Here is a 15883-nt window from a genome sequence, read left to right as displayed (position 1 = left end):
TTATGCGGCTTGCCGGCGCTTCTCGTACGCCGCCTGCCGCAGCACCAGGCCGGCCGTGGGCGAGGCCGGGCGCGCAACGGCCTGGAACAACGGCACGCGCTCCGCGTGATGACAGGCCACCTGGTGGCCCGGGCCCATTGGGCGCAGGGCGGGTGCCTGCTGGCGGCACTGCTCCGTCGCCATGCCGCAGCGCGTATGGAAGCGGCAGCCTGGCGGCGGATTGATCGGGCTGGGAATATCACCGGCCGGCACCGCCTTGTCGCGGAACGCGGGGTTCGGCTCCGGCGCGGCGGCCAGCAGCGCCTGGGTATACGGATGGCGCGGACGCTCGTAGAGGCTGCGCTTGTCGGCGATCTCCACCATCTGGCCCAGGTACATCACCGCGACGCGATCCGCGATATGGCGCACGACCGCCAGGCCATGCGAGATGAAAAGGTAGGAGAACTTGAACTCGTGCTGCAGGTCCTTGAGCAGGTTGACGATCTGCGCCTGGATCGAGACATCCAGCGCGGACACCGGCTCATCGCAGACGATGAGCTTGGGCGACAAGGCCAGCGCACGCGCGATCCCAATGCGCTGGCGCTGGCCCCCGGAGAACTGATGGGGATAGCGTTGCGCATGATAGGGCGCGAGGTCCACCAGGCGCAGCAGCTCCTCGACCCGCCGCCCGTGCGTCGCGGGATCGCCGACCTTGTGCACTTGCAGCGGTTCCGCGAGGATTTCCCCGATCGTCATGCGCGGGTTCAGGCTGGCGTAGGGATCCTGGAACACGATCTGCATGCTGCGGCGCAGCGCATTGAGATCGCGCCGCGACGCGTGGGTGATGTCGCGCCCTTCGAACCGGATGCGCCCGGCCGTCGGCTCGATCAGGCGCATCGCCAGGCGTGCCGTGGTCGATTTGCCGCAACCAGTCTCGCCGACAATGGCCAGGGTTTCGCCCCGCGCGATCGACAGGCTGACATCGTCGACCGCGCGCACCATGCCGACCTGCCGGCGCATCAGGGTCCCGCTGCGCACGGGGTAATGCTTCGACACGCCTTCCAGCTCCAGCAGGGGCTCACTCATGCGAATTGCTCCAGGGGAACGTTCCAGCATGCCGCCGCATGGCCGGGCGCCACCTCTTCCAGGGCAGGCAGGTCGCGACGGCAGCGCTCGCTGGCGAACAGGCAGCGCGGGTTGAAGCGGCATCCCGCCGGATAGCGGAACGGCGGCGGCACCGTGCCGCGGATCGTCAACAGGCGCGCGGTGTCGGCGCTCATGCGCGGCAGCGAACTCATCAGGCCCAGCGTGTAGGGATGCTGGGTATCCTGGAAAATGGCCGACACCGACGCGGCCTCCATGACCTTGCCGGCGTACATCACCGCCACTTCGTCGGCGCATTGCGCGATGACGCCGAGGTCGTGGGTAATCAGCACGATGGCCATGCCCGTCTCCTGCTGCAAGTCGCGCAGCAATTGCAGGATCTGCGCCTGGATCGTCACGTCCAGGGCGGTGGTGGGCTCGTCGGCGATCAGCACGGCCGGCTTGCAGGCCAGCGCCATGGCGATCATGACCCGCTGGCGCATGCCGCCGGAGAGCTGGTGCGGATACTCCGCGAAGCGACGCTCGGGCGACGATATGCGCACCTTGGCCAGCGATTCGATGGCCAGGGCCTTCAAGTCGCTGTCCGCCATCGAATGATGGGCGCGCACCGCCTCCATGATCTGGAACCCGACCGTGTGCACCGGATTGAGGCTGGTCATCGGCTCCTGGAAGACCATGGCGATGCGGTTGCCGCGGATCTGCCGCATACGGGCGGCGGGCAGGGTACGCAGGTCGCGCCCCTCGAACAGTATCTGGCCCGCCTGGATGCGCCCGGGCGGAGGCACCAGCCCCATGATCGACAGCGACAGCATGCTCTTGCCCGAGCCGCTTTCACCCACGATGCCCAGGGTGGTGCCGGGCCGCACCTGCAGGCTGACGCCGTCCACGGCGCGGACCTCTCCCATGGGGGTATGGAAGGCCGTGACCAGGTCCCGCACTTCGAGTATGGGCGCATCCATGGATGCTCCTTCAGGCCAGGGGGAAAGTCAGGGGCGAGACCTGGGAAATATTGCGATGCGCGACCAGGTCGAGCTCCGGCACGCGCTCGGCCGCGCGCTGCTGGGCCTCATGCACCGCGGCGGCGGCCGCGGCGCGGTCGATGGTGAGCAGGTTGCCCGCGTCCACGACCTTGCGGCCATCGACATAGACGGTATGAATAGCGCGGTCCCCGGCTGCATAGATGAGGCTGCGCACGGGGTCGCGATACGGGCTCATCATCGGATGCGTCATGTCCACCATGACCAAGTCGGCCTTTGCGCCGACCGCCAGCCGGCCGATGTCTTCGCGACCCAGCGCGCGCGCCCCGCCCACGGTGGCGGCATCGAAGACATCGGTGGTGGTGAGCGTGCGCGGATTGTCCGCCATGACGCGCGCCAGGTACGCCACGTGACGCATCTCATCCATGATGTTGTGGGGATACGAATCGGTGCCGATACCCATGTTCACGCCAGCCCGGCGATAGCGCCCGAAATCGCGCAAGGCCATGCCGCGCCGCATGAAGATGGTGGGACAGTGCGCGACCGTGGTGCCGGTCTCGGCCAGGATGGCCAGGTCCTTGTCGGTGCTCCAGTGCGTGCGGGGATGGTGATCCAGGAAAATGCCGTGGCCCACGATCGACTGCGGACGCAGCACGCCCAGCGAATGCAGCCACTGGATCGGCGTGACGCCGTGGCGGCGGGTCATTTCGTGGAACTCCGGCACCGACTGCGCCGCGTGGATCTGCCATGACAAGCCCCGCCTGGCCGCCTCTTCCCGGCTGATCTTGATCAGTTCCGGCGTACAGGTGTCGACCTGCGACGGGCTGACCAGGCCGAACAGCCGTCCGCTGGGATGCCGCTGGACTTCATCGATGATCTTGAGCGCGGCCTCCATGCCTTTCTCGCCGCCCTTTTCATCCCACTCGTACTCCACCAGGTGTCCATTGCGGGTGAACCAGCGGGCCGATTTGAACATGGGCGCGATGCAGCCCCTGATGCCGCTTTGCGCCATGATGTCGACCCACTGCGGATGCGCGCCGGACATGTCCACCAAGGTCGTCACCCCGGACAGCAGCAATTCCGACAACGCCAGGCGCAGGCAATCCGGCGTGCCCTGCGCATCGCCGCGCACCAGCGGCATGATTTCGTACAGCGCGGAGTTATACAGGCCGGCCGAGCCGATCTCGTCGGTATAGCCCTTGTTCAGCGGCTCGCTGGCCGGATGGCTGTGGATATTGACCAGGCCTGGCATGATCATCATGCCCTTGCCGTCGATCTGCTCCACGGCCTGCCCGGCCGGCGCCTCATAGCCGCGACCCACGAAGGTGATGCGATTGCCCTCGAAGACGAGATCCGCGTCCGGCATATAGGTGTGGCGCTGGTTCTGCGCGTCCCACCCGATGATGAAGCTGGCATTCTTGATTACGCTCGTGCTCATTTCCTGTTCCTCGTGGCGGTTCAATTCTTGACGCGTATATCCAGGCCCTTGTACAGCGAGGCGCCGTACAAGCCATGGGGCCGCGCGCCCTCTACGCGGTCGGCGCTGACCATCCAGAGCTGCACGTTGACCAGCGGCGCCCACACGGCCTGCTCGGAAAGCTGCCGCTGCACCTTGCTGGTGGCCTCCTGGCGCTGCGCATCGGTCAGGGCGGCCGACGCCTGTGCGGCATAGGCATCGGTTTCCTTGTTGTTCCAGTTCATCCGGTTCGGCGTGGGCATCTGCACGCTGCGGAAGTAGAAGTTCACCCACTCGGTCACGGTGATATAGGGCAGGTTCATGATGAAGGCATCGAATTCCTGCGTGGCCAACTTGCCCCATACCGCGGTGTTGTCCCATAACTGCACCTGCAGGTCGATGCCGACGCGGCGCAGGTCGGCCTGCAAGGTTTCGGCCATGCGCGAGGTCGTGTCATTGCGGCTGCCGTATACCAGGAACGACGCCTTCACGCCGTCCTTGGCGCGAATGCCGTCCGGACCGGGCTTCCAGCCGGCCTCGTCGAGCAGCTTGGCGGCTGCGGCCGGATCGTACTGCTGCAGGTACTTGACCGATTCCGGGTCGTAGTCGACGGCGTTGGGGTTGGCCATGCTGCGGCGCGGATCGGCATGGCCGAAATAGATGGCCTTGACCAGCGCATCGCGATTGATTGCCGCGTTGACGGCCTTGCGGATCGCCAGGTCTCCGGTGACCGGCTTGTTGACGCGAAAGCCGAGGAAATAATCGTCGATGGCATTCGGCTGTTGCTGCACCTTCATGCCGGGAATCTTCTTCATCCCGTCCAGCGCGAATGCCGGCACGTTCTGGCTGGTATCGCCCTGGCGCGACTGTATGGCGGCCATGAGCGTGTTGGACTCGGGCACCACCTTCCATATCACGCCGTCCAGTTGCGGGCTGGGGTTCTTGTATATGGGCGGCCCCCACTTGTAGTGCGGATTCTTCTTCAGCACGAGCTGCTGGCGCGGTGTCCAGCTGACCCAGCAGTACGGGCCGGTGCCGTTGAATCCCTGGGTCCCGAAGTTCTTGCCGAGCTTCTCCACGGCGTTCTTGTCGACGATGGACGCAAAGGGCAGCGCGAGCTGGTAGAGGGTATCGCTGAAGGGGGACGACAGTTCGTAGTCGACCGTATAGTCGTCCACCGCCCGGACCTCCTTTATCGGCCCCACCTTCAGGCGCACCGGCGACTTGTTCGCCGGGTCGGCCAGGCGGTTCAGCGAGTACGCCACGTCGTGCGCGGTCATCGGCCGCCCATCGCAGAACTTGACGTCCTTGCGCAGCGTGAACCGGTAGGTCTTGCCGTCCTCGGATATCGTCCATGATTCGGCAAGGCCCGGCTTGACCGTCTTCAGGTCGAAGTCGAGGCTGACCAGGGTATCCGCCATCATGAACATGACTTCGCCCATGCGGGTGGATGTCGTGCGTATGGGGTCGTAGATGTCCGCGTCGGCAACGCGCAGCACGGTCAGCGTGCCGGGCTGCTGCTGCGCATGAACACTCGCGGCGGCCGATACGCCGGACAGCGCGACGGCCATGCATGCCATTTTCATCCTTGTCTTCATTTGCTTTCCTTGTGCAGGCTGGAGCGCCGGACGAGGGCCGTCACTTGCGCAGTTTCGGATCGAGCACATCGCGCAGGGCATCGCCCAGCGTATTGAAGGCCAGCACGACGATGAAGATCAGCATGCTGGGCAGGACAGATACATGGGGAGCGAAGAAGAGGAAGCTGCGGCCTTCGGCGGCCATGGATCCCAACTCGGCCGTGGGCGGTTGCGCGCCCAGGCCGATGAAGGACAACGCCGCGCCCAGCAGGATCACCTGGCCGAAGCGCAGCGTCACGAACACCATGATGGACGACATGCAGTTGGGCAGCAGATGGCGACGCCAGAGATGCAGGTCGCTGACGCCCAGCGCGCGCGCGCTTTCGATGTAGTCCTGTTGCAGCACGCTGAGCGCGGCGCCGCGCACGATGCGCGCCATCAGCGGCACCGACGAGATCGACAGCGCGGCGATGACCGCGGTCAGGCCGGGCCCCAGGATCGCGGCGATGGCCAGGCCGAACAGGATCGTCGGGAACGACAGCAGGACATCCATCAGGCGCATGAGCACGCCCGAGAGCGGCCGGTAGTACGCCGCCGCCAGGCCGATGCATGCGCCGATCGAACAGCCGATCAGTATCGAGGCCATCGCCATCAGCATGGTGGTGTGCAGCCCGTACAAGAGCCGCGAGATCATGTCCCGCCCCTGTGAATCGGTGCCCAGCAAGCCGGCCTCGCCCGGCGCTTTCAGTGCATTGGCCATGTCGCCGCTCCACGGACCCGATGGCGCCAGCCACGGCGCGAACAGCGCCGCGGCCACCACCAGCACCACCACCGTGAAGGCGATGGCGCCCGCCGGGTCCGCCATCAGGCGGCGAAATGTGGAAACCGCGGGCGGGATCTGCTCCGGTTCGGGTGCGGCACGGGCCGGCGCGGTTTCAGTGCCGGACAGGACTTGTTGCATGGCGATCTCCGGTCAGGCGCGCAGGCGCGGGTCCAGCGCCGTGTACAGGATATCGACGGCGAGGTTGATGAAGATAAAGCCCAGCGACAGGATGATGATCGTGCCCTGCGCCATGGGAAAGTCGCTGGACAGGATGGCGCCCACCGCGAGGCGCCCGACGCCTGGCCAGCTGAATACGGTTTCGGTCACCACGGCGCCGCCCAGCAGGAAGCCGATCTGCAGGCCGAGCAGCGTCACAATGGGGATCAAGGCGTTGCGCAGCGCGTGCCGCATCATGACGACCCATTCCGTCAGGCCCTTGGCCCGGGCGGTGCGCACATGATCCGCGCCCAGCACATCCAGCACGGCCGTGCGGGTCATGCGCGCCACCGGACCGATGAACACGCCGCCCAGGGTCAGGGCGGGCAGGATGATCGCTTTCAGGCCCTCCAGCGTCCACAGCGGGCCGCCGCGCCCGGTGAAGGGCAGCCATTGCAGCTTGAAGCCGACCGCCCAGACCAGTATCAAGCCCACGAAGAAGACCGGCACCGACACCCCGGCGACGGAGAACGCCATGATGCAGCGGTCCAGCAGCGAGCGCTGGTAGCGCGCCCCCAGCGTGCCCAGCAATATGCCCAGGGGGATCGCCCATATCAGAGACGCGAACATCAGCTCCAGGCTGGGGCCGATGGTGGTTCCCAGCTCCTGGATGACAGGGACATTGTTGATGAGCGAAACGCCCAGGTCGCCTTGCAACAGGCGCCAGATGTACAGGCCGAATTGCACCAGCAAGGGCTTGTCGAGGCCCATTTCGATGCGCAGCGCGTCGATCACGTCCTGCGTGGCATTCGGGCCGGCGCGCACTACGGCGGGATCGTTCGGCCCCGCCTGCATGAGCAGAAAGCCGATCAGCAGCACCCCGACCATGACGGGAACCGCAAGCAAGAGTCGCATCAAGCAGTGCCGAAGCATGAACACTCCTCCAGTAGGGAGTACACGACAACAACAACAGGTGCTACGAAACGGGAACGCTCAGTAAGTCGGCGGGGTGATCGCCCACACCACTTCGGTGTTGATCAGCCCGGGATTGCGGTAACGATGCAGTTGCGTACTGGCGAACGAGAAACTGTCGCCAGCGTTCAGCAGGAAATATTTGTCGCCGACCCACAGCTCCATGGTGCCGCGCACCACCAGGCCGGCTTCCTCGCCGCGATGCACGTAGGCCTCGCCGCTGTCGGCGCCGGGCTCCAGCACGCACATGACCAGTTCGAGCTGGCCGGAAAGATTCGGGGACAGCAGGTAATCGGCTATTCCACCCGCGAACGACAGGCGCCGGCGGCTTTCGGCACGGACGACGATGCCGTCGTCGGAAGGATCAACCGGCAACCCCTGCGGGAAAAACCAGCTGATCTGCACATCGAGGGCGCGGGCGACTTCCTGGAGCGCGCCGATGGTAGGACGGCTGACGCCGCGCTCGAGCTGGCTGAGGTAACTGATGGACTTGCCGCAGCGCTCGGATAGCACTTGCAGGGAATAGCCGCGCGCCTTGCGCAGGTTCTTGACCTCGGCGCCGATCCACAGGGCGGATTCGTCGGTCAATTCGGCTTGAAGCGTTGGCACGGCATTCGTTGTCATAAGGGATATGAGTTCCTAATGCGCCACATCGCGGAAAAATCCGCCCTGCTTTTTTACGATTATGAAATTTTCGGGCTATTTTTCTATGATCGTTTTCCCCTAGCCGCTGCGTCGCGTCGATTTCCCCTTGGCCACGCCAGCTTCGCGGTGAAATTCCAGGCACTTTCTTTCACTGGCATTGGCGCCAGCCAAGCAAAAAGGCCGCATTCCGGAGGAATACGGCCTTTTGCCTAGGCTGACGCGCACTTGGCGCGCCGGCCGCCAGGGACTTACTGCAGCGCGATTTCCACGTCGACGCCAGCCGGCAGGTCCAGACGCATCAGGGCGTCCACGGTCTTGTCGGTGGGATCCACGATGTCCATCAGGCGCTGATGGGTACGGATCTCGAACTGGTCGCGCGACGACTTGTTCACGTGCGGCGAACGCAGCACGTCATAGCGGCGGATGCGCGTGGGCAGCGGAACCGGACCGCGCACGACAGCGCCGGTACGCTTGGCGGTATCGACGATCTCGGCGGCGGACTGATCGATCAGCTTGTAGTCGAAGGCTTTCAAGCGGATACGGATCTTCTGGTTTTTCATGGTGTTTCCTAAAGAACGAAAGGCGAAGACGGTTGAAGAGGACGCAACCGCCTTCGCCGGTTGGGGGTCGCCTTAGGCGATGATTTTGGCGACGACGCCGGCGCCGACGGTGCGACCGCCTTCACGGATGGCGAAGCGCAGGCCTTCTTCCATGGCGATCGGCGCCAGCAGCTTGACCGTCATCGACACGTTGTCGCCCGGCAGCACCATTTCCTTGTCCTTGGGCAGCTCGATCGAGCCCGTCACGTCCGTCGTGCGGAAGTAGAACTGCGGACGGTAGCCGTTGAAGAACGGCGTATGACGCCCGCCTTCTTCCTTGGACAGAATGTACACCTCGGCCGTGAACTCCGTGTGCGGCGTGATCGAACCCGGCTTGGCCAGCACCTGGCCACGCTCGACTTCCTCGCGCTTGGTGCCGCGCAGCAGAATACCCACGTTGTCGCCCGCCTGGCCCTGGTCCAGCAGCTTGCGGAACATCTCCACGCCCGTGCAGGTCGTCTTCACCGTCGGCTTGATGCCCACGATTTCGATTTCCTCGCCAACCTTGATCACGCCGCGCTCGACACGACCCGTGACCACCGTGCCGCGACCCGAGATCGAGAACACGTCTTCCACCGGCATCAGGAACGCCCCATCAACCGCGCGCTCCGGCGTCGGGATGTACGTGTCCAGCGCCTCGGCCAGCTTCAGGATCGCCTGCTCGCCCAGCTCGCCCTTGTCGCCTTCGAGCGCCAGCTTGGCCGAACCCTTGATGATCGGCGTGTCGTCGCCCGGGAAGTCGTACTTCGACAGCAGCTCGCGGACTTCCATTTCCACCAGCTCCAGCAGCTCCGCGTCATCGACCATGTCCGCCTTGTTCAGGAACACGATGATGTACGGCACGCCAACCTGGCGCGAGAGCAGAATGTGCTCGCGCGTCTGCGGCATCGGGCCGTCTGCGGCCGAGCACACCAGGATCGCACCGTCCATCTGCGCCGCGCCCGTGATCATGTTCTTCACGTAGTCCGCGTGCCCCGGGCAGTCAACGTGCGCGTAGTGACGGTTCTCCGTCTCGTATTCCACGTGCGCCGTGTTGATCGTGATACCACGCGCCTTCTCTTCCGGCGCCGCATCGATCTGGTCGTAGCCGCGGGCTTCCCCGCCGAACTTCGTCGACAGCACCGTCGTGATCGCCGCCGTCAACGTCGTTTTGCCGTGGTCAACGTGACCAATCGTACCCACGTTCACGTGCGGCTTGGTACGTTCAAACTTGCCTTTTGCCATGATCTCTATCCTTTGACTTTCAAGGAAACTGGGATGATTTGCCGCGCCTCCGGAGTCACGGAGGCGCGGCGACGGTTGTTTACTTGGCCCGAGCGGCGATGACTTCGTCAGCGACGTTCTTGGGGGCTTCGGAGTAATGCTTGAATTCCATGGTGTACGTGGCACGGCCCTGCGTCAACGAACGCAGGTTGGTGGCGTAACCGAACATCTCGGCCAGGGGAACCTCGGCCTTGATGGTCTTGCCGCCGCCGACCATGTCTTCCATGCCCTGCACCATGCCGCGCCGCGAGGACAGGTCGCCCATCACGGTACCGGCGTAGTCTTCGGGCGTTTCCACTTCGACGGCCATCATGGGCTCGAGCAGCACCGGGCTGGCCTTGCGCATGCCTTCCTTGAAAGCCATGGAAGCGGCCATTTTGAACGCGTTTTCGTTCGAGTCCACGTCGTGGTAGGAACCAAAGAACAGCGTCGCCTTGACGTCCACCACCGGGTAGCCGGCCAGGATGCCCGAGGGCAGCGTTTCCTGGATGCCCTTGTCGACCGCGGGGATGTACTCGCGCGGCACCACGCCGCCCTTGATGGCGTCGACGAATTCGTAGCCGCCGCCCGGTTCGAGCGGTTCGAGCTTGAGCACCACATGGCCGTACTGGCCGCGGCCGCCCGACTGCTTGACGAACTTGCCTTCGACTTCCTCGCAGGTCTTGCGGATGGTTTCGCGGTAGGCCACCTGCGGCTTGCCGACGTTGGCTTCCACGCCGAACTCGCGCTTCATGCGGTCGACCAGGATTTCCAGGTGCAACTCGCCCATGCCCGAGATGATGGTCTGGCCGGATTCTTCGTCGCTGCGCACGCGGAACGACGGGTCTTCCTGGGCCAGGCGCGACAGGGCCAGGCCCATCTTTTCCTGGTCAGCCTTCGACTTGGGTTCGACGGCCTGCGAGATCACGGGCTCGGGGAACTCCATGCGCTCGAGCAGGATGTGCGAATCCACGTCGCACAGCGTTTCGCCGGTGGTGACGTCCTTCAGGCCCACCACGGCGGCGATGTCGCCCGCCAGAACTTCCTTGATTTCCTCGCGGTTGTTGGCGTGCATCTGCAGCAGGCGGCCGACGCGTTCCTTCTTGCCCTTGATGGGGTTGTAGACCGTGTCGCCCGACTTCAGGACGCCGGAGTACACGCGCACGAAGGTGAGCTGGCCCACGAACGGATCGCTCATCAGCTTGAATGCCAACGCGGACATCTTCTCGCCGTCGTCGGCCTTGCGCGAGATCTCGTTGCCTTCGTCGTCCTGGCCAGCCACCGGCGGGATGTCGATCGGCGAAGGCAGGTAGTCGATGACCGCGTCCAGCATGCGCTGCACGCCCTTGTTCTTGAAGGCGGTGCCGCACAGCATGGGCTGGATCTCGCCGGCGATGGTGCGCTGGCGGATCGCGGTGTTGATCTCGGCTTCGTCCAGCGAACCCGTCTCGAGGTACTTGTTCATCAGTTCCTCGGTGGACTCGGCGGCGGCCTCGACCAGCTTCTCGCGCCATTCGTTGGCGGCGCCTTCCAGCTCGGCCGGAATGTCGACGTAGTCGAACTTGGTGCCCTGGCTGGCCTCGTCCCAGATGATGGCTTTCATCTTGACCAGGTCGATGACGCCCTTGAAGGAGTCTTCGGCGCCGATCGGGATCACGATGGGCACGGGGTTGGCGCGCAGGCGCGTCTTCAGCTGGTCATAGACCTTGAAGAAGTTGGCGCCGGTGCGGTCCATCTTGTTGACGAAGGCCAGGCGGGGCACGCCGTACTTGTTGGCCTGGCGCCACACGGTCTCGGACTGCGGCTGCACGCCGCCCACCGCGCAATACACCATGCACGCGCCGTCGAGCACGCGCATGGAGCGTTCCACCTCGATGGTGAAGTCCACGTGGCCCGGGGTGTCGATGATGTTGATGCGGTGTTCGGGATAGTTGCCGGCCATGCCGCGCCAAAACGCCGTCGTAGCAGCCGACGTGATGGTGATGCCGCGCTCTTGCTCTTGCTCCATCCAGTCCATGGTGGCTGCGCCATCATGCACTTCGCCAATCTTGTGGTTGACGCCGGTATAGAACAGGATGCGTTCGGTCGTGGTGGTTTTCCCTGCATCGATGTGCGCAGAGATGCCAATGTTGCGATAGCGCTCGATCGGGGTTTTGCGGGCCATGGTGGGTGTGTCCTTAAATTACCAGCGGAAATGGCTGAAGGCCTTGTTGGCCTCGGCCATCTTGTGCGTGTCTTCGCGTTTCTTCATCGCGGCGCCACGACCTTCGGAGGCGTCGATCAGCTCGCCGGCCAGGCGCAGATCCATCGATTTCTCGCCGCGCTTCTTGGCGGCTTCGCGCAGCCAGCGCATGGCCAGGGCCAGGCGGCGCACGGGGCGCACTTCAACCGGCACCTGGTAGTTGGCGCCGCCCACGCGGCGGCTCTTCACTTCGACGATCGGCTTGATGTTGTTGATCGCCAGGCTGAAGACCTCGATCGGCTCCTTGCCGGTCTTGGCCTGCACTTGCTCGAGCGCGCCATAGACGATGCGCTCGGCGACGGCCTTCTTGCCGTCCAGCATGACGACGTTCATGAACTTGGCGAGCTCGACGCTGCCGAACTTGGGATCGGGCAGGATCTCGCGCTTGGGTACTTCGCGACGACGGGGCATGTTGCTTCCTTGTGTCAGTTCAGTTGAACCGTGTCAGGTGACACGGCCATGGCCGCCCAACGGGACGGCCCCTTACGTGCCGCGCACCGTCCCGACGAGGGGCTGGCGCGGTTGCACTGTCCTGGCGGCGCTTGCGCGCGACCGGGGGTACTGCTTGATTACTGCAATGAAACGGATCAGGCCTTCTTCGGACGCTTGGCGCCGTACTTCGAACGGGCCTGCTTGCGGTCCTTGACGCCCTGGAGGTCGAGCGAACCACGCACGATGTGGTAGCGCACACCGGGCAAGTCCTTGACACGGCCGCCGCGCACCAGCACCACCGAGTGCTCCTGCAGGTTGTGGCCTTCGCCGCCGATGTACGAAATGACTTCGTAGCCGTTGGTCAGGCGCACCTTGGCGACCTTGCGCAGGGCGGAGTTCGGCTTCTTGGGGGTGGTGGTGTACACGCGGGTGCACACGCCGCGGCGTTGCGGGCAGTTTTCGAGCGCGGGGCTCTTGCTCTTGATGACGCTGACTTCGCGCGGCTTGCGCACGAGCTGGCTAATGGTAGGCATGACCTTTGAAATCCCTTTTACGTACCACTGGTAAGTACTGGAGTACTCGTATTCCCTGGTGGGTTGCCCTGTCGTCCAGGCCGGCACACCAGCGAGAGGCAGTTCACGCAAAACCGCCTCAAACGTTCCGTACGTAAAAGAGCGGGTCTTGCAGACAAGAACGCACAAAGACCGGCTGCCAGGGGGTAGGCGGCCCACTCTTTATGCGCAAATAAAGCAGTAAGCCCGTCAGCATAACCTAGAACAGCGGGCAAGTCAAAGCCTGTGCGCACCACGGCAGATGCGCCAAGACCGGCGCACCGGTCACTGGTCGGCAAACAGATAGCCGCTGCCGTAAACCGTGCGGATGGGCAGGATGACGCCCGCCAGTTCGGCCTTGCGCCGCAGGCGGCTGATAATGACATCGATGCTGCGCGAACCGCTTATGCGTCCCCCATTTGGGCCGGCGCCGGCGTCGAGCTGGTCATTGAGTTCGGCGCGGCCGACCGCGCGGCCGACGACATCCAGCAAGGCGCGCACGATCAGGCGTTCATTGGCCGACAGCGAAAGCGCCACCCCGGACGGGGATACCAGGGTCCAGCTTTGGTCGCGCAGTTCCCAGCGCCCGGGCTGGTCGTTCGAAACCTCGGCGTCGCCCGCGGCGACGGACGCGTGTCCCGGCAGCCGGCGCGCCAGCGCCAGCAGCACGCAGGCCAGCTCGCGGCTGTCCACCGGCTGGGGCAGGCAGATGTCGGCGCCGCTCTGCAGGCACCGCAGGCGGCTTTCGACATTGCCCTCCGAACTGATGACGACAATGCCCAGATCCGGCGACGCGCGCAGGCGCGACAGCAGGGCATAGCCGATCTCGCCGAGCTCGGCGATCTCCAGTACGACGGCGTCGTAGGCCTCGGCCCCAAGCTGGCTGAACAGCTCGAGCGGGGTGGCGCATGCTTGTGCACTCACGCCAGCCTGCAAAAGGGCCGCGACCGAATCCCCACGCATTGTTGCATCGGGAGCCATGATGAGTACGTTCAATTGCTTCATAACAATGTCCCTATCTCGCCTTCACCCGCGAAAATGCTGGTGATCGAGGCTTCAGCGAGTCGATCCTTGCGAGACAGTGTGACGCTGTATTGCGCGTAGACGTAGTCAAGATTCGTCAACTTTGCGTTGCTTGACATTCACAATGTTGCAGGATTCAAGAATCCGCAACAGCGAGTTATCATCGCAGTGCGGCATAGTTATGCTCATCGCAGCGTAGACCCTGAATCTCGGGCGGAACATGCCCCTTTTTTGCAAAGAATTCACCTATGCAGATTGCCTCGCTGGAAGACGACCTGGACCAGGCCCGACATATTCAGCAGGTTCTGACTTCGGCCGGTCATGCCTGCCATAGTTTCCAGCGCAGTCTGGATCTACTGGCCGCGCTGCGCACCCAGTCCTTCGATCTGATCCTGCTCGATTGGCAAGTGCCCGACATGGGCGGGGATGAAGTCCTGCGGCAGCTGCGTGCCACGCAGGGCCTGCGCGTGCCAGTCATTTTCGTCACGAGCCGCAGCCAGGAGGCCGACTTGGTGCAAGGCCTGCAGGCCGGCGCGGACGACTACATCGTCAAGCCGTTGCGCCCCGCCGAATTGCTGGCGCGGGTCGCCGCGCTGCTGCGCCGCAGCCAGGCCGCGCTGCCGGACCAGGCGCCGTTTGCAGTGGCATCCTATCGGGTCGACCCGTCGACGCGCACCATTGCGCTGCTCGACGAACCCATCCCGCTGGCGCCCAAGGAATTCGAGCTGGCCCAGCTGTTCTTCCGGAACGTCGGCCGCCTGCTGTCACGCGACGTACTGGCCGAAAGCGTGTGGAACCGGGAAATCCCCGCCACCTCGCGCACGCTCGACACGCACCTGTCGAACATTCGCCAGAAGCTGCGGCTGCGGCCGGAGAACGGCGTGCGCCTGAGCTCGTCGTATGCGCTGGGCTATCGGCTGGAGCTCATCAATGAAACCACGGGCAATGCGCCCGAAGGCAAAGCTTAAGCTTTCCCTCTCTGGAGACTCTCTACATGACCTGGCGTTTCTCGCGCATGTTCATGGGGCTGTACCTCGCTCTGGTCGCTTCATCCGCTCCGGCGCAACCAGCCGGCGCCCTGGGCGATGATTTCATATACCGGGTACGCCAGGGCGATACGCTCATCGGGCTGGCAACCCTCTACACCCGCGACGAGGCCAACTGGGCCAGGCTGCAGACGCTCAACCAGGTCGAGGACCCTTACCGGCTGATGATCGGGCGGGAACTGCGCATTCCATTCGCCATGATCCCGGAGGTACCGGCGCAGACGGTGGTCGCGCATGTCAGCGGCGGCGCCCAGGTGGACGGCGCGCCGCTGCGCGTCGCAATGCCGGTAGCCGAAGGCTCGACCATCACGACGGCGCCGAACGGCTTCGTCACGCTGCAGTTGGCCGATGGCACGAAAGTCACCCTGCCGGAGGCGGGCACGACGCACTTGGAACGCCTGCGCCAGTTCGAGGGCGGCGCCCTTACCGACTCCATCCTGCGGGTCCAGGAAGGCATGGTGGATTCGCACGTGGCACCGAACGGCCAGGGGGTGGGGCGTTTCGAAGTGCGCACGCCGGTTGCCGTCACGGGAGTGCGCGGCACGCGTTTCCGCGTGCAGGCCGGGCACCAAGGCGCGCGCAGCGAGGTGCTCGAGGGCAGCGTACGGTTGCAACCTCATGCGCGCGACGGCGCGCCGGGCCAGGCCGTGGCGGTGTCTACCGGATATGGCGCCGCCATTGGCGCGAATGGCGTGCTGCATGGCGTCCGGCCGCTGCTGCCGGCGCCGGTGCTGGGTGCGCCGCAGCGCGCGGGGTCCGGCCAATGGACGGCACCGGTATCGCCCGTGCCGGATGCGGTGGCGTACCAAGTCGTGGTGTCGCGCGACGCGGACGGCCTGGAAGTTACCTCGTCGGACCGCTTCGACAGCACGGACATCCGCTTTTCGGCGCCGGGCGCGGGCACGTATTATGTCGCCGTGCGCGCCATCGATGCAGCGGGCCTGGAAGGCCGCGATGCGCGCCTGACATTCGAGGGCGCCAACGCGCTGATGACTTATTCGGGGCTGCCGGTGACGCTCACCGATGGCGGGGTCGTCACGCTGGCCGATTACTGAACCC

16 protein-coding genes are annotated in these 15883 nt (G+C 64.7%); 3 read left to right on the top strand and 13 right to left on the bottom strand.

The window, feature by feature from the left end; all coding sequences use genetic code 11:
* Genes ACKTT0_RS08905 through ACKTT0_RS08875 form a run of 7 tightly spaced genes read right to left on the bottom strand, consistent with a single transcriptional unit; the run spans position 1 to position 7653 of the window.
* A complete protein-coding gene (locus ACKTT0_RS08905; RefSeq protein ID WP_407849566.1) occupies positions 1 to 1065 on the bottom strand; it encodes an ABC transporter ATP-binding protein in 1065 nt (354 codons plus the stop codon).
* Positions 1062 to 2042 (bottom strand): ABC transporter ATP-binding protein, encoded by a 981-nt coding sequence (locus ACKTT0_RS08900; protein WP_407849565.1) that lies wholly within the window; start codon positions 2040 to 2042, stop codon positions 1062 to 1064. Before ACKTT0_RS08900 ends, ACKTT0_RS08905 begins: the two co-directional genes overlap by 4 nt.
* Positions 2043 to 2052: 10 nt before the next feature.
* Entirely contained in the window at positions 2053 to 3498 is a 1446-nt protein-coding gene (locus tag ACKTT0_RS08895; protein WP_407849564.1) for an amidohydrolase family protein, read from the bottom strand.
* A 20-nt stretch (positions 3499 to 3518) separates the two neighbouring features.
* Positions 3519 to 5114, bottom strand: coding sequence for an ABC transporter substrate-binding protein (locus ACKTT0_RS08890; protein ID WP_407849563.1), 1596 nt, complete (start codon positions 5112 to 5114; stop codon positions 3519 to 3521).
* Between the two features lie 40 nt (positions 5115 to 5154).
* A complete protein-coding gene (locus tag ACKTT0_RS08885) occupies positions 5155 to 6054 on the bottom strand; it encodes an ABC transporter permease (RefSeq protein WP_407849562.1) in 900 nt (299 codons plus the stop codon).
* A gap of 12 nt (positions 6055 to 6066) precedes the next feature.
* Entirely contained in the window at positions 6067 to 7005 is a 939-nt protein-coding gene (locus ACKTT0_RS08880) for an ABC transporter permease (RefSeq protein WP_407849561.1), read from the bottom strand.
* Positions 7006 to 7065: 60 nt separating this feature from the next.
* Complete coding sequence (locus ACKTT0_RS08875; RefSeq protein WP_407849560.1) at positions 7066 to 7653, bottom strand: helix-turn-helix domain-containing protein; 588 nt, start codon at positions 7651 to 7653, stop codon at positions 7066 to 7068.
* 33 nt (positions 7654 to 7686) lie between these two features.
* On the opposite strand from ACKTT0_RS08875, the gene ACKTT0_RS08870 reads away from it, so the two are divergent.
* Positions 7687 to 7902 (top strand): hypothetical protein, encoded by a 216-nt coding sequence (locus ACKTT0_RS08870; protein ID WP_407849559.1) that lies wholly within the window; start codon positions 7687 to 7689, stop codon positions 7900 to 7902.
* Positions 7903 to 7937: 35 nt separating this feature from the next.
* Here ACKTT0_RS08870 and rpsJ read toward each other — a convergent pair whose 3' ends face one another.
* From rpsJ to ACKTT0_RS08840, 6 genes are all read right to left on the bottom strand, one after another.
* Entirely contained in the window at positions 7938 to 8249 is a 312-nt protein-coding gene (rpsJ, locus tag ACKTT0_RS08865; RefSeq protein ID WP_012251770.1) for a 30S ribosomal protein S10, read from the bottom strand.
* 72 nt (positions 8250 to 8321) lie between these two features.
* A complete protein-coding gene (tuf, locus tag ACKTT0_RS08860) occupies positions 8322 to 9512 on the bottom strand; it encodes an elongation factor Tu (RefSeq protein ID WP_094808077.1) in 1191 nt (396 codons plus the stop codon).
* 79 nt (positions 9513 to 9591) lie between these two features.
* Complete coding sequence (gene fusA / locus ACKTT0_RS08855; RefSeq protein ID WP_407849558.1) at positions 9592 to 11694, bottom strand: elongation factor G; 2103 nt, start codon at positions 11692 to 11694, stop codon at positions 9592 to 9594.
* Between the two features lie 18 nt (positions 11695 to 11712).
* Positions 11713 to 12183 carry a 30S ribosomal protein S7 gene (gene rpsG / locus ACKTT0_RS08850; RefSeq protein ID WP_012251773.1) on the bottom strand — a complete coding sequence of 157 codons (471 nt, stop codon included), beginning with the start codon at positions 12181 to 12183 and terminating at the stop codon, positions 11713 to 11715.
* Positions 12184 to 12359: 176 nt separating this feature from the next.
* On the bottom strand, positions 12360 to 12737 hold the full coding sequence (gene rpsL, locus ACKTT0_RS08845) for a 30S ribosomal protein S12 (RefSeq protein WP_012251774.1): 378 nt from the start codon (positions 12735 to 12737) through the stop codon (positions 12360 to 12362).
* A gap of 303 nt (positions 12738 to 13040) precedes the next feature.
* Positions 13041 to 13718, bottom strand: coding sequence for a response regulator transcription factor (locus ACKTT0_RS08840; RefSeq protein ID WP_407852399.1), 678 nt, complete (start codon positions 13716 to 13718; stop codon positions 13041 to 13043).
* 308 nt (positions 13719 to 14026) lie between these two features.
* Here ACKTT0_RS08840 and ACKTT0_RS08835 point away from each other — a divergent pair, with 308 nt between their 5' ends.
* Together ACKTT0_RS08835 and ACKTT0_RS08830 are read left to right on the top strand one after the other, a co-directional pair.
* On the top strand, positions 14027 to 14746 hold the full coding sequence (locus tag ACKTT0_RS08835) for a response regulator transcription factor (RefSeq protein ID WP_407849557.1): 720 nt from the start codon (positions 14027 to 14029) through the stop codon (positions 14744 to 14746).
* Positions 14747 to 14772: 26 nt separating this feature from the next.
* A complete protein-coding gene (locus ACKTT0_RS08830; protein ID WP_407849556.1) occupies positions 14773 to 15879 on the top strand; it encodes a FecR domain-containing protein in 1107 nt (368 codons plus the stop codon).
* Positions 15880 to 15883: the final 4 nt, after the last annotated feature.

This window comes from Bordetella saccharivorans (assembly GCF_045862855.1).
Classification (GTDB): domain Bacteria; phylum Pseudomonadota; class Gammaproteobacteria; order Burkholderiales; family Burkholderiaceae_B; genus Bordetella_A; species Bordetella_A petrii_F.
This window is presented reverse-complemented; position numbering and strand designations above follow the sequence as displayed.